Here is a 21,397-nt window from a genome sequence, read left to right as displayed (position 1 = left end):
CTCATGCACACCGACCTCGTGGCCGCGCTCGACATCGGCGGCACCAAGATCGCCGGCGCTCTGGTGGACGGTCAGGGACGGATCCTGGTCCGCGCCCAGCGGCCGACGCCCGCCCGGGAGGACGGTGACACCGTGATGCGGGCCGTGGAGGAGGTGCTCGGCGAACTCACCGGGTCGCCGCTCCGGGACCGGGTCACGGCCGTGGGGATCGGCAGCGCCGGTCCGGTGGACAGGTCGGCGGGGACGGTCAGCCCGGTGAACGTGCCCGGCTGGCGCGACTACCCGCTCGTCGGGCGCGTCCGGGCCGCGGCCGGGGGTCTCCCCGTCGAGCTGATCGGCGACGGGGTGGCGATCACGGCGGCCGAACACTGGCAGGGCGCCGCCCGCGGCCACGACAACGCGCTGTGCATGGTCGTCTCCACCGGTGTCGGCGGCGGCCTGGTGCTCGGCGGCCGGCTGCACGCCGGGCCCACGGGCAACGCCGGCCACATCGGCCACATCAGCGTGGACCTCGACGGCGATCTGTGCCCGTGCGGCTCGCACGGCTGTGTGGAGCGCATCGCGAGCGGCCCCAACATCGCCCGGCGCGCCCTGGAGAACGGCTGGCGGCCCGGCCCCGACGGTGACACGTCCGCCGCCGCGGTGGCCGCCGCGGCCCGGGCCGGCGACCCGGTCGCCGTCGCCTCCTTCGAGCGGGCCGCCCAGGCCCTGGCCGCCGGGATCGCGGCGACCGCGACCCTCGTGGAGATCGACATCGCCGTGATCGGCGGGGGAGTGGGCAAGGCGGGCGACGTCCTGTTCGTCCCCCTGCGCAAGGCCCTGAGCGCCTATGCGACGCTGTCCTTCGTCCGGCACCTGACCGTCGCCCCGGCCCAGATGAGCACCGACGCCGGGCTGGTGGGCGCGGCGGCGGCCGCACTGGCGAGGCGGACGGACACGGCCGCGGCCGGGGTGTGAGACCGGGCAGGAACGTTCAGGCGGGATACGTCCTGAGCGTGGCACGTTCCTGAGCCCGGCACGTTCTCGATACGGATGGAACCGCTCCGGCGCGGGCGGTATCTCTCCCGGTGTGGGGCGCCGGAGACACGTTCGGAGACCCGGACTGCACTGACGGGCCGCCCCCCCGCAACGCACCTGACGGGCCCCCGTACTACACCTGACGGGCACCGGTCCGGGATACCGGGTTTTCTCTCGAAAAGCCCCCGAATGTCTGTGCGATGTGGCACGATCACGCATGTGAACAGCAGACCCGCCCCGGCGCAGCGCCTGCGCGACCTGGCCCTCCTGCGCCGGGTCAAAGACCGGATCGACCGGGAGTACGCACGGCCTCTGGACGTCGAGGCGCTGGCCCGGGGGGTGCACATGTCGGCCGGGCACCTCAGCCGCGAGTTCAAGCGTGCCTACGGCGAGTCGCCGTACAGCTACCTCATGACGCGCCGCATCGAGCGCGCCATGGCGCTGCTGCGCCGTGGGGACCTCAGCGTCACCGAGGTGTGTTTCGAGGTCGGCTGCTCGTCGCTGGGCACCTTCAGCACCCGCTTCACGGAACTGGTCGGCATGCCGCCCAGCGCTTTCCGGCGCCAGGCGGCCCTCGCCACCGCGGGAATTCCCTCGTGCATGGCGAAACAGGTGACCAGACCGATCAGGAATCGAGAAGCGCCCACCCCGAGCCGAAACTAGCGTGATGGCCATGGACCTCACCATTCACGCCAGCTTCCTTCCGCACGACGACCCGGACGCCGCCCTGGCGTTCTACCGCGACACCCTCGGTTTCGAAGTCCGCAACGACGTCGGCTACGAGGGCATGCGCTGGATCACGGTCGGCCCCGCCGGCCAGCCCGGCACGAACATCGTGCTGCATCCGCCGGCCGCCGACCCCGGCGTCACCGAGGAGGAGCGCAGGACCATCGCCGAGATGATGGCCAAGGGCACCTACGCCAGCATCGTCCTGGCCGCCCCCGATGTCGACGCCGTCTTCGAGCGGGTGCAGGCGGGCGACGCCGAGGTGGTCCAGGAGCCCGTGGACCAGCCGTACGGCGTCCGCGACTGCGCCTTCCGCGACCCCGCGGGCAACATGGTCCGCATCCAGCAGCTGAAGTCGTGACGGCGCGGTAGCAGCCGGCCCGCAGACCCACACGCAACACCCCCGCGCCGCGCCTCTCGGCCGGCGCGGGGGCGCCAGATCGTCCGACCGCGGCAGCCCCGCCCGACAGATGGAGACCGATGAGCATGGCCATGAGGACGGAAAGACAGTCGTCCGGGCCGCACGTTGCCGACAGCCACGATGTGATCCGCGTGCACGGCGCGCGCGAGAACAACCTCAAGGACGTCAGCATCGAGATCCCCAAGCGCCGGCTGACGGTGTTCACCGGCGTCTCCGGCTCGGGCAAGAGCTCGCTCGTGTTCGACACCATCGCCGCGGAGTCGCAGCGGCTGATCAACGAGACCTACAGCGCCTTCCTCCAGGGCTTCATGCCGAACCGGGCCCGGCCCGAGGTCGACGTGCTCGACGGGCTGACGACCGCGATCGCCGTGGACCAGCAGCGGATGGGCGGCGACCCCCGCTCCACGGTCGGCACCGCCACCGACGCCAACGCGATGCTGCGCATCCTCTTCAGCCGGCTGGGCAAGCCGCACATCGGCCCGCCCAGCGCGTACTCCTTCAACACCGCCTCCGTCCGGGCGAGCGGCGCGATCACCGTCGAGCGCGGCGCCAAGACCAAGGCGCAGAAGGCGACCTTCGAGCGCACCGGCGGTATGTGCAACCGCTGCGAGGGCCGCGGCAAGGTCTCCGACATCGACCTCACCCAGCTCTACGACGACTCCAAGTCGCTGTCCGAGGGCGCGTTCACCATCCCCGGCTGGAAGTCGGACAGCCAGTGGACCGTGCAGCTCTACGCCCAGTCGGGCTTCGTCGACCCGGACAAGCCGATCCGCGAGTACACCAAGAAGGAGCTGCACGCCTTCCTCTACGGGGAACCGGTCAAGATCAAGGTCAACGGCATCAACCTCACCTACGAGGGACTGATCCCCAAGATCCAGAAGTCCTTCCTGTCCAAGGACAAGGAGGCGATGCAGCCGCACATCCGGGCGTTCGTGGAGCGGGCGGTCACCTTCACGGTCTGTCCCGAGTGCGACGGCACCCGGCTGAGCGAGGGTGCCAGATCCTCGAAGATCGACAACGTGAGCATCGCCGACGCCTGCGCCATGGAGATCAGGGACCTGGCCGAGTGGGTCCGGAAGCTCTCGGAGCCGTCCGTGGCGCCGCTGCTCACCGCGTTGCAGGGGACGCTCGACTCGTTCGTGGAGATCGGCCTGGGCTATCTCTCGCTCGACCGGCCGGCGGGCACGCTGTCGGGCGGTGAGGCGCAGCGCGTGAAGATGATCCGCCACCTCGGCTCCTCGCTCACGGACGTCACCTACGTCTTCGACGAGCCGACCATCGGCCTGCACCCGCACGACATCCAGCGGATGAACGACCTGCTGCTGCGGCTGCGGGACAAGGGCAACACGGTGCTCGTCGTGGAGCACAAGCCGGAGGCGATCGCGATCGCCGACCACGTCGTCGACCTCGGTCCGGGCGCCGGCACGGCGGGCGGCACCGTCTGCTTCGAGGGCACGCTCGAGGGGCTGCGGGCCGCGGACACCGTCACCGGCCGTCACCTCGACGACCGGGCCACCGTCAAGGAGACCGTGCGCAAGGCCACCGGCGCGCTGGAGATCCGGGGCGCGTCGGCGAACAACCTCCAGGACGTCGACGTCGACATCCCGCTCGGGGTGCTCACCGTCGTCACCGGGGTCGCCGGCTCCGGCAAGAGCTCCCTGCTGCACGGGTCGATCCCGGCCGACGCGGGGGTCGTCTCGGTGGACCAGAGCCCGATCAAGGGTTCCCGGCGCAGCAACCCCGCGACCTACACCGGGCTGGCCGACCCGATCCGCAAGGCCTTCGCGAAGGTCAACGGCGTGAAGCCGGCCCTCTTCAGCGCCAACTCCGAGGGCGCCTGCCCCACCTGCAACGGCGCCGGCGTCATCTACCTCGACCTCGGCATGATGGCCGGCGTCGACACCCCCTGCGAGGACTGCGAGGGCAAGCGGTTCCAGGCCTCGGTGCTGGAGTACCACCTCGGCGGCCGGGACATCAGCGAGGTGCTGGCTATGTCGGTGGCCGAGGCCGAAGAGTTCTTCGGCGCGGGCGAGGCACGCACCCCGGCCGCGCACAAGATCCTCGAGCGGCTCGCCGACGTCGGACTCGGCTACCTCACCCTCGGGCAGCCGCTCACCACGCTCTCCGGCGGCGAGCGGCAGCGCCTGAAGCTGGCCACGCACATGGCGGAAAAGGGCGGCGTCTACATCCTCGACGAGCCGACCACCGGCCTCCACCTCGCGGACGTGGAGCAGCTGCTCGGCCTGCTCGACCGGCTGGTCGACTCCGGCAAGTCGGTCGTCGTCATCGAGCACCACCAGGCGGTCATGGCGCACGCCGACTGGATCATCGACCTCGGCCCCGGCGCCGGACACGACGGCGGCCGGATCGTCTTCGAGGGCACCCCGGCCGACCTCGTCGCGGCCCGCTCCACCCTGACCGGGGAGCACCTCGCGGCCTACGTCGGCGCCTGACACGGGAACGGTCGTGAGGCGAGAGCGCCACGCAGTCACTCGCCTCACGACCATCACGGACAGCCCAGTCTGCACATAAGCCTCAAATCGGGTGAATAACGGCACGCTCCGAGGGCACTCCGTTTCCGGAACCCCCCACGGAACGGAGTCGCTGATGATCATCAAGAAGATGCACGAGATGGGCGTCCGCAGTGAGCACGCCTACATGGCCGCCATGGCGTCCGTCGGCCTCAGTGTCGTCGCCTGGATGGGCTCGCTGAAGATGGAACCCGGCACCGGCCTCGCCCGTGCCGACCGCTGGGGCATCTTCGTGGGCGAATGGGCACCGACCTTCTTCGGTCTGGGCCTGGCCCTGTCCCACTACGAGCAGCACGACGGCACCCTCACCGCCGACGTCCACGAATTCCGGCAGACGCAGAAGGCGGGCTGAACGGCCTGCTCCGGCGAGCGTCCGGCGCCGTTCCCGCGCACCCTGGTGCCATGGCGTCCGTGAAACCCGTCGTGGTCTACCCGCCCGCCACCGACGGTGGCAGGCGGGTACGCGTGGACGACCAGTTCCTCGGGATCGCGTACGGGCTGCTGGACGTCGCCGAGTTCCTGCGGCGGGCGGGGATCGAGGACGCGGACGAGGCGTACGTGGCGGCGTCGGGCCTGATCGAGTGGCGCGGCGGCGGGCCCGGAACCTGGAGTACCGGGCTCGGCTGAAGCCGATGCTTCCCCCGAACGGCCCAACGGCGTGACCCCGGAGCGGGTCCGGCAGTTGAGTCGGGCATGAAGAAGCGCAGCATGCTCGCCATCGCCTCCCTGGCCACCGGCTTCGTCGTCGCCGCGGTCACTCCGTCGCACGCCATCGGGGAGAAGCTCCCCGCCATCAACGTGGACGAGACCCTCAAGACGCTCGACCAGACCGTCGGGAAGGACGGCCTGTCGGTGGCAGGGAAGGATGGCGTCCAGAAGAAGGGTGCCCAGAAGAAGGGCGCCCAGAAGAAGAAGGGCTGACGGTCCGCCCGTCCCCGGCCCACGGCGCCGGCGCTCCCGAGTCAGGGGGCGCCGGCGCCGTCGTCATGCGCCCTCAACTGCGGCTGGTTTCCGTGGCAGGGTGGAGCGGGCAAGCCTCAGGGGGCCAACAGAAGAGGGGGACCTGTGACCGTCGTCTGGATCAACGGCGCGTTCGGTGCGGGGAAGACCACCACCGCACAGGAACTGATCGAACTGATCCCGAACAGCACGCTCTTCGACCCCGAGGTCATCGGCGGAGCGCTCCGGTACCTGCTACCGCCCAAACACCTCGCCGGGGTCGGCGACTTCCAGGACCTGCCGATCTGGCGCCGGCTCGTGATCGACATGGCGGCCGCGATGCTCGCCGAACTCGGCGGGACCCTGGTGGTCCCCATGACCCTGCTGCGCCAGGAGTACCGCGACGAGATCTTCGGCGGCCTGGCCGCCCGCAGGATTCCGGTCAGTCATTTCCTGCTCGCTCCGGCCGAAACGATACTGCGCGAGCGGATAGCGGGCCGCGAGGTTCCACGGGACCTGCCCGACGGCGAGATGCGAATACGCCAGTGGTCCTTCGACCACATCGAGCCCTACCGGGCCGCACTCGCCTCCTGGCTCACCGCCGACGCCCACCCGGTCGACACCAGCGACCTCACACCGCACGAGACCGCCGCCCGGATCGCCGAGGCGGTCAACAGCGGCTCCGTGCCCGTCTGCGACATCGTGCAGACGCCCGAGCCCACCGCCGAGACACTCGCCGCCGGTGTGCTCCTCTTCGACGAACAGGACCGGGTCCTGCTCGTCGACCCCACCTACAAGGCCGGCTGGGAGTTCCCCGGCGGGGTCGTCGAACCCGGTGAGGCCCCCGCACGCGCCGGTGTGCGGGAGGTCGCCGAGGAGACCGGCATCCACCTCGACGAGGTACCGAGCCTGCTCGTCGTCGACTGGGAGCGCCCCTCGCCCCCCGGGTTCGGCGGCCTGCGGCTCCTCTTCGACGGCGGCACCCTCGACTCCACGGAGGCCGGACGGCTGCTGCTGCCCGGGCCGGAGCTGCGCGACTGGCGGTTCGTCACCGAGGAGCAGGCCGCCGACCTGCTGCCGCCGGTGCGCTACGAGCGGCTGCGCTGGGCTCTGAGGGCACGCGAACGCGGAGCGGCGTTCTATCTGGAAGCCGGGGTGCCGGTCGGCTGACGCCGAGCTTTCCGTCCCCGCCTTTTACCCGGCGCGGGGGATTCCGAGGGAAAAGCAAAAGGAAACGTCCTCGGACCCATTGCTAAGTACTGCCCAAGGAATCTCCCGCACTCCTTCACGCGGCGGGTAATCACGTTCCCTGCTCTCGTCAACACTTTTCCATGACCGCAAACAATCCCTTTTCTGACCCCTGCTCGGCTTGACCGGACTCGCACGGCATTGCGAAAGTCCGCAGAGTCTCACGGCGGTGATTGCGACCGCCACTCAATTTCCTTGCCTCAGGGGCAGATCCGGGATGTCCGTACGATGACCACGCAACACCAGCCGGCCGACGCCGGCGGCGGCACCGCGCTCCTGGCCGAGCCGCCGACGCAGGATCCCAGAACCGGCGGCACGGTCGTCGCCGGCCGCTCACCGGCCCGCATGGCCTGGAAGCGGATCAGGCGGGACAAGGTCACCACGGCCGCCCTGGTGGCCACCCTCCTGTTCATCGCGATCGCCCTGCTCGCGCCGGTCCTCACCGCGCTGACCAGTTGGGGACCGATCACCCCCGACAACAAGGCGATCAACCCGGACACGGGCAACTTCCCCTACGGATCGCTGGGCGGCATCAGCGCCCAGCACCTCCTCGGCGTCGAACCGGGCACCGGCTACGACCTGTTCGCCCGCATCGTCTACGGCCTGCGCACCTCGCTCTACGTCGGCTTCGCCTCGGCCGTGCTGTCCACCGTGGTCGGTGTCGTGGCGGGGCTCGCGGCCGGCTACTTCGGCGGCTGGGTCGACTCCCTGCTGTCCCGGGTCATGGACGTGATGCTGGCGTTCCCGCAGCTGCTGTTCATCATCGCGCTCACCCCGGTGATCCAGAACGCGCTGCAGACCGACAGCCACGGCGGCACCGACGAGAACCTCCGGCTGCTCGTCCTGGTCCTCAACATCGCCGTCTTCGCCTGGGCGTACACCGCCCGTCTGGTGCGCGGACAGGTGCTGTCCCTGCGCGAGCGCGAGTTCGTCGACGCCGCGCGGCTGATGAGCGCCGGCCGGCGGCACATCCTGTTCCGGCAACTACTGCCCAACCTGTGGGCGCCGATCCTGATCTCCTTCGCCCTCGCCGTCCCGCAGAACATCACCACCGAGGCGGCCCTGTCGTACCTGGGCGTCGGCGTCATCCCGCCCAACCCCGACTGGGGATCCCTGCTGTCGGACGCCTCCCAGTTCTTCCTCCAGGACCCGATGTACCTCTTCGTGCCCGGTGTCCTGCTCTTCCTGCTGGTCCTGGCGCTCAATCTCCTCGGGGACGGCGTCCGGGACGCCCTGGATCCCCGCGCCCGGCGCGGCTGACAAGCCACCCCCCGAGTGTCGGCCCGGCGGCCCCACGAACGGCCGCCCGGCCCGTAGCAAGAAACGGAGTTTCCTCAATGACGCGCAGCACGCGCAGCACGCGCAGATCGCGCACGGTCGCTCTCACGGCCTCCGCCGTGATGATCGCCCTGGGGGCCACCGCATGCGGAGGTTCCTCCGGCGACAGCGGCAGCGGCACGCCCGGCAAGGGCGGCACCCTGACCGTCCTGAACAAGGCGGACTTCGACCACCTCGACCCCCAGCGCGTCTACACGACCGAGGGCTCGAGCATGGACGAGGAAATCGTCCGGACCCTCACGGGCTGGGACGAGACGGGCTCGGCCCCGAAGCTGGTCGGCGACCTCGCCACCGACACCGGAACGCCGTCCAAGGGCGCCACCGTCTGGACCTTCCACCTGCGGCACGGGGTCAAGTACCAGGACGGCACCGAGGTCACCGCACCCGACGTCAAGTACGGCGTCGAGCGGTTCTTCTCCTCCGACATCAACGGCGGCCCGCCCTACGCGTCCCAGTGGCTCGTCGGCGGCGCCGACTACAAGGGCCCCTACCAGGGCAAGGAGCTCGGCTCCGTCCAGACGCCGGACAAGTACACGATCGTCTTCCATCTGAACCAGCCGGTGGCCGACTTCAACGAGACCACCGCCATGCCCGGCTGGTCCGCCGTACCCAAGGCCCACGACACCGGCTCGACCTATGACACCAAGGTCTGGTCCGACGGCCCGTACATGATCAAGTCGTACGCCAAGAACAAGGAACTCGTCCTCACCCGGAACACGTACTGGTCGCAGTCGACCGACCCGATCAGGCAGCAGAACGTCGACGAGATGGACGTGAAGTTCGGCCAGGACGAGGCCGCCATCGACCAGCAGATCAAGGCCGATGCCGGCACCGCTCAGACATCGATCCAGCAGTGGCCGATCGCGGGCTCCGACCTGGCGCAGCTCGCCAACGACCCGGCCCTGAAGAGCCGTTACTACAAGATCCCGGCACCCGGCATCAACTACCTGGCGATCAACACCACCCGCGTCAAGGACCTCCGGGTCCGCCAGGCGATCGAGTACGCCATCGACAAGACCACGGTTCGCGGCGCCTTCGGCGGTTCCGCGTACGGCGACTACGCCACCACCATGCTGAGCCCCGGCATCGGCGGCTACAAGAAGTTCAACCTGTACAGCGCCAACCCCTCGGGCAACCTCGCCAAGGCCAAGGCACTGATGAAGCAGGCGGGCGACCCGAAGCCGACCATGTCGATCGCGGTGGAGAACACCCCCACCCAGGAGCACTTCGCCGACGCGGTGAAGACCGCGCTGGAACGCATCGGCATCCACGTCAACATCTCACCGATCGAGGCGGCGAACTACTTCAGCACCGTCAACAACACGAAGAACCAGTACGACCTGACGTGGGGAGACTGGATCGCCGACTGGCCCAACGCCTCCACGGTGCTGCCCACCCTCTTCGACGGCCGGCTCATCAAGAAGAACCCGCAGGCCAACCAGGACCTGTCCTACCTGAACGACCCGAAGGTCAACACGCTGATCGACAAGGCCGCCAGGATGACCGACGTCAAGCAGCGCAACGCGACCTACGGCCGGATGGACGAGCAGATCATGAAGGACGCCGCCGTGGTCCCGCTGACGTACATGAACTTCAGCGACATGTCCGGCTCCAAGGTCGGCGGGGTCATCCCCGACACGATCCTGGCCGAGCCGAGCCTGGTCCACGTCTACGTCAAGCACTGACGGCAGCAACCCTCTCGACCCCGCCGGCGGCCTGGGCCGCCGGCGGGCACCCCACTCACGTCAGGTCCCGGCATCCCATGCTTCGTTACCTCATCAGACGCCTGCTGGCAGCAGCCTTGATCATGCTGGTGATCACCACGATCACCTTCTTCATCTTCTTCGCGCTGCCGTCGAACCCCGCACTCCTGGCCTGCGGAAAGACCTGCTCCCCGTCCCGCCTGGCGGAGATCAAGCACTCGCTGGGCCTGGACCAGAGCTACCTGACTCAGTACTGGGAGTTCCTCAAGGGGCTGTTCGCCGGCCGTGACTTCGGCGACCAGAGCGTGCGTATCCACTGCGGGGCGCCCTGCCTCGGCGTTTCCTTCCAGACCGACACCCCCGTCCTGACCACGCTGCTGTCGGACTTCCCGGCGGACCTCTCCCTCGGACTCGGCGCCGCGGTGGCGTTCCTCGTCCTGGGCGTCGGCCTCGGCACCGTCGCCGCGGTCCGCAGGGGCAGGGCCGCCGACAAGGCGGCGGTCGGACTGGCCCTGTTCGGCGTCTCGGTGCAGATCTACTTCATCGGTCTGCTCCTGCTGTACCTCTTCGTCGACAAGTTCCAGATCCTGCCGACCTCCGGCTACACCTCGATCACCGAGGACCCGGCGGGCTGGTTCAAGGGCCTGATCCTGCCGTGGGCCACCCTGGTCATCGTCTACCTCGCGATGTACACCCGGCTCACCCGCTCCTCCATGCTGGAGGTCTTCGCCGAGGACTACATGCGCACCGCCCGCGCCAAGGGACTGCCGGCTTCCACCGTCGTCCTCAAGCACGGTCTGCGCGCCGCCATCACCCCGATCATCACCATCTTCGGCATGGACGTCGGCTCCCTGATCGGCGGCTCCGCGGTCATCACCGAGTCGGTGTTCGGCATCAACGGCATCGGCAAGCTCGCGGTCGACTCCGTCCAGAACTCCGACCTGCCCGTCATCCTCGGCACCACGCTCTTCGCCGCGACGTTCGTCGTCCTCGCCAACGTCGTCGTCGACCTGGTGTACGGCCTCGTCGACCCGCGCGTGCGCCTCGCCTGAGCCCTTCTTCCGTCCTTAGGAACACCCGTGTCCGTTCAGACCTCACCGCAGCCCGCGGACGTCACGCCCGCCCCCGCACCCTTCCTCGACGTACGCGACCTGAGGGTGCACTTCCCGACCGAGGACGGCCTCGTCAAGTCCGTCGACGGCGTCTCCTTCACCCTGGAGAAGGGCAGCACGCTCGGCATCGTCGGCGAGTCCGGCTCCGGCAAGTCGGTGACCTCGCTGGCCCTGCTCGGACTGCACAAGGGCACCCGCGCCCGGGTCTCCGGCGAGATCTGGCTGGAGGGCCGGGAACTCGTCGCCCTGCCCGAGGCCGACATGCGCGAACTGCGCGGCCGTACGGTCTCCATGATCTTCCAGGACCCGCTCTCCGCGCTGCACCCCTTCTTCACCGTCGGCGCCCAGATCACCGAGGCCTACCGCGTCCACCACAAGGTCTCCAAGAAGGACGCCAGGGACCGCGCGGTCGAGATGCTCAAGCGCGTCGGCATTCCGCAGCCCGAGCGCCGGGTCCGGGACTATCCGCACCAGTTCTCCGGCGGTATGCGCCAGCGCGCCATGATCGCCATGTCGCTGGTCTGCGACCCCGCCCTGCTCATCGCCGACGAGCCCACCACCGCCCTCGACGTCACCGTCCAGGCACAGATCCTGGACCTGATCCGGGACCTCCAGGAGGAGTTCGGCTCCGCCGTCGTCATCATCACCCACGACCTCGGCGTCGTCTCCGACATCGCCGACGACATCCTGGTGATGTACGGCGGCCGCCGGATCGAGTACGGCACCACCCGGGAGGTCCTCAAGCAGCCCCAGCACCCCTACACCTGGGGCCTGTTGCAGTCGATGCCGCACCTCACCGGCGACGTCGGCGAACGGCTCAACCCGATCCCCGGCACCCCGCCGAGCCTGATCAACCTGCCGGACGGCTGCTCGTTCCATCCCCGCTGCGCCTACAAGGGATGGGTGCCTCAGGGGCGTTGCACCGTGGAACGGCCCGAGCTGCGCCTCGTCCCCGGCACCGGAGGGCACCTCGCCGCGTGCCACCTCACCGACGAGGCCAAGCACGAGATCCGCGGCGGGACCGGCCCCGACGACCGCGGCGCCGCAGCCGCACGGGCCGCACAGTGACGGCGGCGGACGAAAGGGAGCATGACGTGAGCACCACCCAGTCCCTCACCGGGCAGACCGCCGACCGCCCCACCGGCGAGAACCTCCTGGAAGTACGCGGCCTCCAGAAGCACTTCCCCCTCCGGCAGGGCATCCTCTTCCAGCGGCAGATCGGGGCCGTGCGAGCCGTCGACGGCATCGACTTCTCGGTCGGGCCCGCCGAGTCGCTGGGCCTGGTCGGCGAGTCCGGCTGCGGCAAGTCGACCACCGGCCGCCTGATCACCCGGCTGCTCGAACCCACCGGCGGCACCGTCGTGTTCGACGGCGAGGACATCACCCACCGGCCTCCCGGACGGATGCTCCAGGCCCGCCGCAACCTCCAGATGATCTTCCAGGACCCGTACTCCTCCTTGAACCCCCGGCACACCGTCGGCACCATCATCGAGACGCCGATGCGGCTCAACGGCATCAACCCGCCCCAGGGCCACAAGCGGCGCGCCCAGGAACTCCTGGAGACGGTGGGCCTCAACCCCGAGCACTACAACCGCTACCCGAACGAGTTCTCCGGCGGCCAGCGCCAGCGCATCGGCATCGCCCGCGCCCTCGCCCTGCGGCCCAAGCTGATCGTGGCCGACGAACCCGTCTCCGCACTGGACGTCTCCATCCAGGCGCAGGTCGTCAACCTGCTCCAGGACCTCCAGCGGGAGTTCGGCATCGCCTTCGTCTTCATCGCCCACGACCTCGCCGTCGTACGGCACTTCTCCGAACGGGTCGCCGTGATGTACCTCGGCAAGATCGTCGAGGTCGCCGACCGGGAGTCGCTCTACACCCGGCCACGGCACCCCTACACGCACGCGCTGCTGTCCGCCGTGCCCGAGGCCGACCCGGACGCCACCGAGCGGCGGGAGCGCATCCGGCTGGCCGGGGACGTGCCCTCACCGATCGACCCGCCCTCCGGCTGCCGCTTCCGCACCCGCTGCTGGAAGGCGCAGGACAAGTGCGCCACCGAGGAACCCCGGCTGGCCGGCGTCGAGGGCAGCCCCCCGGGTCACCTGACCGCCTGCCACTTCCCCGAGGAGCCGACGGTCGCGGCGCGCGAGGAGGACATCGTCCTCGACCCGGCGCTCGCGGAGCTGAAGGGCAGCCTCTGACCACCGCCGGTCAGGCGTACGCCATGGCCCGCAGCGCCCCGGCCGCCCCCCGCTTCACCGGATCCCCGTGACCGAAGCAGGCCACGTCCGTATCCAGCTCCGCCAGCCGCCGGCAGGCGGCCGATACCTGGGAGCGGTCGAGGTTGAACACGCCCGGTATCACCGTGCCGTCGACGGGCGACGCGGCGACCGTGTCACCCGTGAACAGCACCCCGTGCTCCGGGAGATGGAGCGCGATGCTGCCGTGCGTATGCCCCGGCACGTGGACGACGTGCGCCCCGCCGCCCCAGTCCAGGACCTCGCCGCCGGCCAGCTCCGTGACCTGCGCCGGCCGGACGAATCCGCCCTCGGGCAGGAGTTTCGCCGCCTGCTCGTACAGCGGCCGCTCCCAGTCCTCGAACACCGGCGGGGGTCCGGGGGCCTCGCCCCGGACGACGGGCGCGTCCAGCCGGTGGACCAGCACCTCGGCACCGCCGAACGCGGCGAACTCGCCCGCCCCGCCCGCGTGGTCCTCGTGGAAGTGGGTCAGCACGATCCGCCGTACGTCCCGCGGATCCCGGCCGAGCGCGGTCACCGCCTCGGCGATCGGGGCGCCGGAGCCCGCCGGGCCGGCGTCGATCAGCGTCAGCTCGCCGCGGTCGTCGCCGTCGCGCCACAGATAGGCCTGGCCGACGGCGAAGCGCAGTAAGTGAAGGCGGGGCAGGAGCTCGATGACGTCCATGGGACGACCGTAGGCAAGGCCCCCGTCCGCGGACGAGGGCCTTGGCTGTGGGCAGAGCGGTCAGCTCGCCGCGTAGTTGCGCAGGAACAGCGCCTCCGCCACCGACAGCCGCTCCAGCTCCTCGGGGGACACGCTCTCGTTCACGGCGTGGATCTGGGCCTCCGGCTCGCTCAGCCCGATGAGCAGGATCTCCGCACGCGGGTAGAGGGCGGCGAGGGTGTTGCACAGCGGGATGGAGCCGCCCTGGCCGGCGTACTGCATCTCCTGTCCCGGGTACGCCACGGCCATCGCGTCCGCCATGGCCTGGTAAGCCGGGCTCGTCGTGTCGGCGCGGAAGGCCTGGCCCTGGCCGATCTGCTCGGTGCTCACCCGCGCACCCCATGGCGTGTGCGCCTCCAGGTGCGCCTGGAGCAGCTTGGTCGCCTCGGCCGCGTCCACGCCCGGCGGCACCCGCAGGCTGATCAGAGCCCGGGCGCTCGCCTGCACGGAAGGGGTGGCGCCGACGACGGGCGGGCAGTCGATGCCGAGGACCGTCACGGCCGGGCGCGCCCAGATGCGGTCGGCGACCGTCCCGGAGCCGATCAGCCCGACGCCGTCCAGCACCTTGGCGTCCTGCCGGAACCGCTCCTCGTCGTACTGGAGCCCGTCCCAGGCCGTGTCCCCGGTGAGCCCGTCGACGGTCGTCGAACCGTCCTCGGCGCGCAGCGTGTCCAGAACCCGGATCAGGGCGGCCAGTGCGTCGGGCGCGGCGCCGCCGAACTGGCCCGAGTGCAGGTTGCCGGCGAGCGTGTCGATCCGCACGCGGACGAGGGTCATGCCGCGCAGGGTGGCGGTGACCGTCGGCAGCCCGACCCGGAAGTTGCCCGCGTCGCCGATGACGATCGTGTCGGCCTCCAGCAGGCCCGGGTGCTCCTCCGCGTACCGCTCCAGGCCGCCCGTGCCCTGCTCCTCCGAGCCCTCCGCGATCACCTTCACGTGGACCGGGACGCCGCCGTTCGCCTTCAGCGCGCGCAGCGCCAGCAGGTGCATGATGACGCCGCCCTTGCAGTCGGCGGCTCCGCGCCCGTACCAGCGCCCGTCCCGCTCGGTCAGTTCGAACGGCGGGGTCGTCCAGCCTGCCTCGTCCAGCGGCGGCTGCACGTCGTAGTGGGCGTACAGCAGGACGGTCTTCGCGCCCTCGGGGCCGGGCAGGTAGCCGTAGACCGACTGCGTGCCGTCGGGGGTGTCGAGCAGGGCCACGTCCTGGAAGCCCTCGGCGGCGAGCGCGTCCGCGACCCAGCGGGCGGCGCCCTCGCTCTCGCTCCTCGGGAACTGGTCGAAGTCCGCCACCGACCGGAAGGCCACCAGTTCGGTGAGCTCTTCCTTCGCCCTGGGCATCAGCGAGGCGACGGTCTCGGCGACCGGATTCGACGACATGGGCACGCTCCTTGTGGGTGCGACGTTGTAGCGGTGAGTGCCGTAGATCCTCCCACAGCGGTCTTCGGCCGGGTCCGCCGTAGGATGCGGGAGACAGCAGGGGCAGGCGGCTTGATCGGGAGCAGTAGACCATCGTGAGCAGCGAGAACTCTTCGGCGGACGACGTGCAGCGGGTGTGGGACGTCGTCGTGGTGGGCGCGGGACCCGCGGGCGCTTCGGCCGCGTACGCGGCGGCGGTCGCCGGGAGACGCGTGCTGTTGCTGGAGAAGGCGGAGCTGCCGCGGTACAAGACGTGCGGCGGCGGCATCATCGGCCCCTCGCGCGACGCGCTCCCGCCCGGCTTCGAGCTGCCGCTCAAGGACCGCGTGCACGCGGTGACGTTCTCGAACAACGGGCGCTTCACGCGCACGCGCCGGTCCAAGCAGATGCTGTTCGGGCTGATCAACCGGCCCGAGTTCGACCAGCAGCTCGTCGAGCACGCGCAGAAGGCGGGCGCCGAGCTGCGTACGGGTGTCACGGTCCAGCGGGTCGAGCAGCACGGCTCGGCGGTGCCCGACCGGCGCACGGTCGCCGTGATCCTCCAGGGCGGCGAGGTGCTGCTCGCGCGGGCCGTGGTCGGCGCGGACGGCAGCGCCAGCCGCATAGGGGCGCACGTCGGGGTCAAGGTCGGCCAGGTGGACCTCGGCCTGGAGGTGGAGATCCCGGTGCCGGAGACCGTCGCCGAGGACTGGAAGGGGCGGGTGCTCCTCGACTGGGGCCCCATGCCCGGCAGTTACGGCTGGGTCTTCCCCAAGGGCGACACCCTGACGGTAGGGGTGATCTCGGCGCGGGGTGAAGGCGCCGCGACGAAGCGGTACTTGGAGGATTTCGTCGGGCGGCTGGGTCTCGCCGGCTTCGAACCGAGCATCTCCTCCGGGCACTTGACCCGCTGCCGCGCCGACGACTCGCCGCTGTCGCGCGGGCGGGTGCTGGTGTGCGGCGACGCGGCGGGGCTGCTGGAGCCGTGGACCCGCGAGGGCATCTCCTTCGCGCTGCGGTCCGGGCGGCTCGCGGGGGAGTGGGCGGTGCGGATCGCCGAGGCACACGACGCCGTGGACACGCGCCGGCAGGCCCTCAACTACGCGTTCGCGGTCAAGGCCGGGCTCGGTGTGGAGATGAGCGTCGGCAAGCGGCTGCTGACCGTGTTCGAGCGCCGCCCCGGCCTGTTCCACGCGGCGCTGACGGGCTTCCGTCCGGCCTGGCGGGCGTTCAAGGAGATCACGCAGGGATCGACGTCGCTGGGCGAGATCGTCCGCACGTATCCGGTTGCCCAGCGGGCCCTGACCGCGCTGGACCGCCGTCCCGCCGCGACGGGCGACGAGGTCAGCCCGTCACAGTGATCTCGAAGACCGGGTGGTCGGGGGCGATACGGCGCAGTTGGTCGTCCGGGGAGTCGGGGCCGACGCCGTTGAAGAAGACCCCGACCTCCGCCTTCCAGCGCTTGAGGTAGGCGCGCAGGACCGGGGTCTTGTCGTGGTCGGCCACCTCGGTCGCGGTGAAGGTGTCCACGCGCTCGCCGAGGTGCAGTTCGCCGCCGCCCGCGGCGCGCATGTTGTGCGTCCACTGGACGTGGCCGCGGGGTGCGACCAGGTACTGCCGGCCGTCCAGGGTCAGCACGTTGACCGGAGTGGTGCGCCACTGGCCGCTCTTGCGGCCGCGGACGGCGAGGACGCGGGAGCCCCAGACGCTGATGCCGCGGCGGGTCAGCCAGGCGACGAGCCGGTTGAAGACGTTGATGGTGAGCCAGCCGGGCTTGCGGACATGCGTGGACATTGGGGATCCCCCTGTTGGTTTTGGAGCAGTGCTCTCATTTGTGAGCACTGCTCTCGCTTGATGCAGCCAGTCTACCCGAGGCCGGTGCTCCAAAGCAAGAGCACTGCTCTCTTTTCTGGGTGGCGCTCTCGTTTGTGTGCACCGATCTCGTTTGTGTGCACTGCTCTGTTTCCATGGCACACTGCCCTTATGAGCACCGCACACGGCGCCCGTGCCCGGGCCAGGAACGAAGTCACCGCGGCCATCAAGGACGAGGCCCGCAGGCAGCTCGCGGCCGAGGGCGCCGCCCGGCTCTCGCTGCGGGCCGTCGCCCGCGAGCTCGGCATGGTCTCCTCCGCGCTGTACCGCTACTTCCCCAGCCGCGACGACCTGCTGACCGCCCTCATCATCGACGCCTACGACTCCCTGGGCGGGACCGCCGAGGCCGCCCACGAAGCAGCCGCCGGCTCCGGCCCCCTGCAACGCTGGATCGCGGTGTGCGAGGCGGTGCGGCGCTGGGCGCTCGACCATCCCCACGAGTACGCCCTCATCTACGGATCGCCCGTGCCGGGCTACACCGCCCCCGACACCACCGTCCCGCCCGCCGCCCGCGTCGGTCTGCTGCTCTTTGTTATTGTCCGCGACGCCTACCAAGGCCTCGGCCTGGCCAGGCCCTCGCTGCCGGCCGACCTGCGCCCGGAGGCCGAGCGGATGGCCGCCGACCTCGCGCCGGACCTCCCGCCCGAGACGGTGGCGGCCCTCGTCGCGGCCTGGGCCCAGTTGTTCGGGCTGGTCGGCTTCGAGCTGTTCGGGCAGTTCAACCGGGTGGTGAAGGACCGGGAGACGTTCTTCCGGCACGCGGCGGGGCAACTCGCCCACGGGGTGGGGCTGGTGTATCCGCAGAACGGGCCCGCCGCCAGGAACCCGGCGTCCTGACGGGCGCCGTACTTCCCCGGGAGTACGTGTGATCACCGCGCCTGGGTGACGCCGCCGCGGGCGGGCGGCGTCTAGCGTGGCCGCTATGGACGAGCAGCGTGTGCGGGGCGGTCCGCCGCAGTGGTGGCGGCACGGGCCTGTGTGGTGGGACCGGTGGGAGGCGGGGGAGCGTGCGCCCCGCCTGCCCTGGCGGTCCACCGTCGTCGTCACGGCCTTCGTCCTGGTCGGGTCCCAGTTCGCCGCTCACGGCCAGGAGGGCGAGCGGGCGGCCCTGGACCCCTTCGCGCGGGTGCTCCTGCTGCTGGCAGGGGCGCTGCTGCTGGGGCGCAAGCGATATCCGGTGGCCGTGGTCTTCGGCACGGCGGGTGCCGTCATGCTCTACCTGGGGGCCGGGTATCCGTACGGGCCGGTGCTCCTCACCGTCGCCCTGGCGTGCTTCAGCGCGATCGTCGCCGGGCACCGCTGGGCGGCGTGGGCGGCGATGGGAACGCTCTGGGCGGGGCACGCCCTCGTGGCGCACTGGCTCTACCTGTGGCTGCCGCCGTCGGGGGACTCCGCCGCTTCCTGGGGTGAGGAGATCGTGGTCGCCACCTGGGTGGTGGCGATCGCGGCGGTGTCGGAGCTGTTCCGGATCCGGCGCGAGCAGTGGGCCCGCGAGCGGGCCGAGCGCGCCGAGGCCGCGCGGCGACGGGCCGACGCGGAGCGGCTGCGGATCGCGCAGGAACTGCACGACGTGCTCGCCCACAGCATCTCCGTGATCAACGTGCAGGCGGGGGTCGGCCTCGCGCTCCTCGACTCCGACCCCGAGCAGGCCCGTACGGCCCTCACCACGATCAAGGCTCAGAGCAAGGAGGCGCTCGGCGAGGTGCGCCAGGTGCTCGACACATTGCGCGCGCCCGGTGACGCGCCGCGCGCCCCCGCGCCGGGGCTCGACCGGCTGCCCGAGCTGGTGGAGCAGGCGGCGAGCGCGGGCCTGACCGTCGACGTCGAGGGCGAGCCGCCGCGCCTCGCGCCCGGCACGGACCTCGCCGCCTTCCGGATCGTCCAGGAGGCCCTGACCAACGTCGTACGGCACTCGGGTTCGCGGCACGCGCGCGTGCGTCTCGCGCACGACGCGGACGTTCTGCGGCTGCGCGTCGACGACGACGGGCTGGCGACCGGTGCCGACGCCGGTGGCAGCGGCAACGGGCTGGCGGGGATGAGGGAGCGTGCCGCCGCGCTGGGTGGCACCATCGAGGCGGGGCCCCGTCCGGACGGCGGTTTCCGGGTGCTCGCCGTACTGCCGCTGACGGCTCCCGCCGACGTCGAGGAGGACCGGTGATCCGCGTACTGCTCGCCGACGACCAGTCACTGGTCCGGGCCGGGTTCCGGGCGCTGCTCGACGCGCAGCCCGACATCGAGGTGGCCGCGGAGGCCGCCGACGGGGAGGAGGCCGTGCGCCGGGTCCGCGAACTGCGGCCCGACGTCGTCCTGATGGACATCCGCATGCCCGCGCTCGACGGCCTGGCCGCGACCCGCCGGGTCACCGGGGACCCGGACCTCGGGGACGTCAAGGTGGTCATGCTCACCACCTTCGAACTCGACGAGTACGTCTTCGAGGCGATCCGTTCGGGCGCCTCCGGTTTCCTGGTCAAGGACACCGAGCCGGACGAACTGCTGCGCGCCGTACGGGCGGTGGTGGCGGGCGACGCGCTGCTCTCGCCGGGGGTGACGCGCCGCCTGATCGCCGAGTTCGCGGCCCGCTCCAAGGAACCGGCGGCCGCCGACGCGCTGGCCCGGCTCACCGAGCGGGAGCGGGAGGTGATGGCCCTGGTCGGCATCGGCCTGTCCAACGAGGAGATCGCCCGCCGCCTGGTCGTCAGTCCGCTCACCGCGAAGACCCACGTCAGCCGCACGATGGTGAAGCTGGGCGCCCGCGACCGGGCCCAACTGGTCGTGCTCGCCTACGAATCGGGGCTGGTGCGGCCGGGCTGGCTGGGCTGACCCCCCGAGCGGAACCGGAGCAGCACACTGACGACCCGGGCGGCGAAGAGGACGGGCGCGAGCACCAGCCCGGCGCGCAGCAGCAGACTCTCCGGAGTGTCCGGGAGGTCGAAGAGCAGCGCGGGACCGGCCACGGCCCCGAAGACGACCGCCGCCGCGAAGGCCGCACTGCACAGCGCGTACCCGATCTCGACGGTGATCGCGTCCCGTTCGGCCTGCGTGCGCCGTCCCCCGTGACTGGTCATACGGTGAGTCAAACAGGAGGGCGCCCGGTGGGCAAGCGGCTACGGGGCACCGTCGGCGACGCCGGCCGCGGGTTTGTCGAGGACGTACGCCGTGTACCGAGTGGCGCGCCCGATGGCCCGGTGAGCCCGGACGACGGCGATGGCCTCGTCCCAGTCCTGTGCGTCGAGTGTCCTGAGGCCGGGCCACCGCAGGCACAGGGCCTGCCGCCCGGCCCGGGTGGACGCGGTGCCGACGAACAGGGCACAGAGCTGGGCCGCCCTGTGGAGTACGGGAGTGGTCCAGTCGAGGACCCTGCGCGTGGTGAAGCCGGCGGCGGAAGCCATCAGCGGGTACCGCTCGCAGGGTTCGATGTCGTCGAAGCGCCAGGTCCCGCGTACGAGGCCGTTCGGGTCGAGGGTCCCGATCGGCTGTTCCGTACGGGAAGTGACATCCACGAGGACGAGCCGGCCGCCTGGGCGGAGCAACCGGAAGCTTTCGTCGAGGAACGACCTGCGGCCTTCATGGCCGAAGTGGAAGGCGGCCTCCAGGCAGTGCACTCGGTCGAACGAACCATCCGTCAGCGGCATTTCCGCTGCCCGCCGCGGCAGGGCCGTGGCGTCGGCGACGGCGAATCGCACGCCGGAAAGGCCGCCGAAGCGGCGACGTGCCTGGTCGATCTGCGCGGGCTGGATGTCCACCCCCAGCGCCCGGCACCCCGCGGCGCCCAACCGCGCCGTCGTGTCGCCGCGACCGCATCCGGCGTCCAGGACGAGCTGTCCGGGCCGGGCGTCCAGCAGTGCCAGCGATCGGCGGACCAGACGGCGCTGAAAGGGCACCGGCCCGGTCAGGGCCGCGAGCGGCAGGGTGGGCGGCGTGAAGTAGCCGATGTTGGCCAGGCTGTCCCAGCCGAGGTGCCGCAGCACCCGGAAGAGCACACTGTCGTCGCTGTACGCACGCGCGAGGTCCCCGCTGTCGTCCATCCCGCATCCTCCGCTTCCCGTGGGCACCGATACCGGGCGCACTGCCCGTGTCACCGCCCCGACCTGCGCTTACACTGAGCCCATAAGGGATGTTCGTGACATACCGGGATCG

22 protein-coding genes are annotated in these 21,397 nt (G+C 70.9%); 17 read left to right on the top strand and 5 right to left on the bottom strand.

Features of this window, described 5'->3' with window-relative positions; genetic code table 11:
- Window positions 1-3 precede the first annotated feature (3 nt).
- The 13 genes from ABFX81_RS21125 (at window position 4) to ABFX81_RS21065 (ending at window position 13,233) form a co-directional block, all read left to right on the top strand.
- Window positions 4-957, top strand: coding sequence for an ROK family protein (locus ABFX81_RS21125; protein ID WP_086853167.1), 954 nt, complete (start codon window positions 4-6; stop codon window positions 955-957).
- 249 nt (window positions 958-1,206) lie between these two features.
- Complete coding sequence (locus ABFX81_RS21120; RefSeq protein WP_086853169.1) at window positions 1,207-1,680, top strand: helix-turn-helix domain-containing protein; 474 nt, start codon at window positions 1,207-1,209, stop codon at window positions 1,678-1,680.
- Between the two features lie 10 nt (window positions 1,681-1,690).
- Window positions 1,691-2,104 carry a VOC family protein gene (locus ABFX81_RS21115; protein ID WP_086853185.1) on the top strand — a complete coding sequence of 138 codons (414 nt, stop codon included), beginning with the start codon at window positions 1,691-1,693 and terminating at the stop codon, window positions 2,102-2,104.
- A gap of 119 nt (window positions 2,105-2,223) precedes the next feature.
- Window positions 2,224-4,617 carry an ATP-binding cassette domain-containing protein gene (locus tag ABFX81_RS21110; RefSeq protein WP_086853171.1) on the top strand — a complete coding sequence of 798 codons (2,394 nt, stop codon included), beginning with the start codon at window positions 2,224-2,226 and terminating at the stop codon, window positions 4,615-4,617.
- A gap of 154 nt (window positions 4,618-4,771) precedes the next feature.
- On the top strand, window positions 4,772-5,047 hold the full coding sequence (locus tag ABFX81_RS21105) for a hypothetical protein (RefSeq protein WP_086853173.1): 276 nt from the start codon (window positions 4,772-4,774) through the stop codon (window positions 5,045-5,047).
- Between the two features lie 50 nt (window positions 5,048-5,097).
- Complete coding sequence (locus tag ABFX81_RS21100; RefSeq protein ID WP_086853175.1) at window positions 5,098-5,322, top strand: hypothetical protein; 225 nt, start codon at window positions 5,098-5,100, stop codon at window positions 5,320-5,322.
- Between the two features lie 66 nt (window positions 5,323-5,388).
- Window positions 5,389-5,616 carry a hypothetical protein gene (locus ABFX81_RS21095; RefSeq protein WP_086853176.1) on the top strand — a complete coding sequence of 76 codons (228 nt, stop codon included), beginning with the start codon at window positions 5,389-5,391 and terminating at the stop codon, window positions 5,614-5,616.
- A 144-nt stretch (window positions 5,617-5,760) separates the two neighbouring features.
- Window positions 5,761-6,804 carry an NUDIX domain-containing protein gene (locus ABFX81_RS21090; protein ID WP_086853178.1) on the top strand — a complete coding sequence of 348 codons (1,044 nt, stop codon included), beginning with the start codon at window positions 5,761-5,763 and terminating at the stop codon, window positions 6,802-6,804.
- Window positions 6,805-7,110: 306 nt separating this feature from the next.
- Window positions 7,111-8,142: an ABC transporter permease subunit gene (locus ABFX81_RS21085; RefSeq protein ID WP_086853180.1), complete on the top strand. Its 1,032-nt coding sequence runs from the start codon at window positions 7,111-7,113 to the stop codon at window positions 8,140-8,142.
- Between the two features lie 77 nt (window positions 8,143-8,219).
- Window positions 8,220-9,905, top strand: a complete 1,686-nt coding sequence (locus ABFX81_RS21080; RefSeq protein ID WP_086853182.1) for an ABC transporter substrate-binding protein — start codon at window positions 8,220-8,222, stop codon at window positions 9,903-9,905.
- A gap of 77 nt (window positions 9,906-9,982) precedes the next feature.
- A complete protein-coding gene (locus ABFX81_RS21075; RefSeq protein WP_086839937.1) occupies window positions 9,983-10,975 on the top strand; it encodes an ABC transporter permease subunit in 993 nt (330 codons plus the stop codon).
- Window positions 10,976-11,002: 27 nt separating this feature from the next.
- On the top strand, window positions 11,003-12,103 hold the full coding sequence (locus tag ABFX81_RS21070; RefSeq protein WP_086839935.1) for an oligopeptide/dipeptide ABC transporter ATP-binding protein: 1,101 nt from the start codon (window positions 11,003-11,005) through the stop codon (window positions 12,101-12,103).
- 26 nt (window positions 12,104-12,129) lie between these two features.
- Window positions 12,130-13,233, top strand: coding sequence for a dipeptide ABC transporter ATP-binding protein (locus ABFX81_RS21065; protein ID WP_086839933.1), 1,104 nt, complete (start codon window positions 12,130-12,132; stop codon window positions 13,231-13,233).
- Window positions 13,234-13,243: 10 nt separating this feature from the next.
- Here ABFX81_RS21065 and ABFX81_RS21060 read toward each other — a convergent pair whose 3' ends face one another.
- Window positions 13,244-13,954 carry an MBL fold metallo-hydrolase gene (locus tag ABFX81_RS21060; protein ID WP_086839931.1) on the bottom strand — a complete coding sequence of 237 codons (711 nt, stop codon included), beginning with the start codon at window positions 13,952-13,954 and terminating at the stop codon, window positions 13,244-13,246.
- A 60-nt stretch (window positions 13,955-14,014) separates the two neighbouring features.
- Window positions 14,015-15,370, bottom strand: a complete 1,356-nt coding sequence (locus ABFX81_RS21055; protein WP_086839929.1) for a M20/M25/M40 family metallo-hydrolase — start codon at window positions 15,368-15,370, stop codon at window positions 14,015-14,017.
- A 134-nt stretch (window positions 15,371-15,504) separates the two neighbouring features.
- Between ABFX81_RS21055 and ABFX81_RS21050 the strand changes: the two genes are divergently transcribed.
- Window positions 15,505-16,749, top strand: a complete 1,245-nt coding sequence (locus ABFX81_RS21050; RefSeq protein ID WP_086839927.1) for a geranylgeranyl reductase family protein — start codon at window positions 15,505-15,507, stop codon at window positions 16,747-16,749.
- Here the strand turns inward: ABFX81_RS21050 and ABFX81_RS21045 are convergent.
- On the bottom strand, window positions 16,733-17,182 hold the full coding sequence (locus ABFX81_RS21045; protein ID WP_086839925.1) for a nitroreductase family deazaflavin-dependent oxidoreductase: 450 nt from the start codon (window positions 17,180-17,182) through the stop codon (window positions 16,733-16,735). The genes ABFX81_RS21050 and ABFX81_RS21045 overlap by 17 nt on opposite strands.
- A 189-nt stretch (window positions 17,183-17,371) precedes the next feature.
- Here ABFX81_RS21045 and ABFX81_RS21040 point away from each other — a divergent pair, with 189 nt between their 5' ends.
- The 3 genes from ABFX81_RS21040 (at window position 17,372) to ABFX81_RS21030 (ending at window position 20,080) form a co-directional block, all read left to right on the top strand.
- Window positions 17,372-18,097, top strand: coding sequence for a WHG domain-containing protein (locus ABFX81_RS21040; RefSeq protein WP_086839923.1), 726 nt, complete (start codon window positions 17,372-17,374; stop codon window positions 18,095-18,097).
- Window positions 18,098-18,182: 85 nt separating this feature from the next.
- A complete protein-coding gene (locus ABFX81_RS21035) occupies window positions 18,183-19,418 on the top strand; it encodes a histidine kinase (RefSeq protein ID WP_086839921.1) in 1,236 nt (411 codons plus the stop codon).
- Complete coding sequence (locus ABFX81_RS21030; protein ID WP_086839920.1) at window positions 19,415-20,080, top strand: response regulator; 666 nt, start codon at window positions 19,415-19,417, stop codon at window positions 20,078-20,080. The genes ABFX81_RS21035 and ABFX81_RS21030 overlap by 4 nt, the downstream gene beginning before the upstream one ends.
- On the opposite strand, the gene ABFX81_RS21025 is transcribed toward ABFX81_RS21030, so the two are convergent.
- Together ABFX81_RS21025 and ABFX81_RS21020 are read right to left on the bottom strand one after the other, a co-directional pair.
- Window positions 20,041-20,325, bottom strand: coding sequence for a DUF6332 family protein (locus tag ABFX81_RS21025; RefSeq protein ID WP_086839917.1), 285 nt, complete (start codon window positions 20,323-20,325; stop codon window positions 20,041-20,043). The two genes, ABFX81_RS21030 and ABFX81_RS21025, sit on opposite strands and share 40 nt — an antisense overlap.
- Before the next feature lie 39 nt (window positions 20,326-20,364).
- Window positions 20,365-21,285, bottom strand: coding sequence for a methyltransferase domain-containing protein (locus ABFX81_RS21020; protein ID WP_086839915.1), 921 nt, complete (start codon window positions 21,283-21,285; stop codon window positions 20,365-20,367).
- Window positions 21,286-21,397: the final 112 nt, after the last annotated feature.

Origin of the sequence: Streptomyces coeruleofuscus (assembly GCF_039532725.1) — a bacterium.
In the GTDB taxonomy this organism is placed as follows: Bacteria; Actinomycetota; Actinomycetes; order Streptomycetales; family Streptomycetaceae; genus Streptomyces; species Streptomyces coeruleofuscus.
The sequence above is the reverse complement of the archived record's forward strand: the minus strand, read 5'-3'. Positions and strand labels throughout refer to the sequence as shown.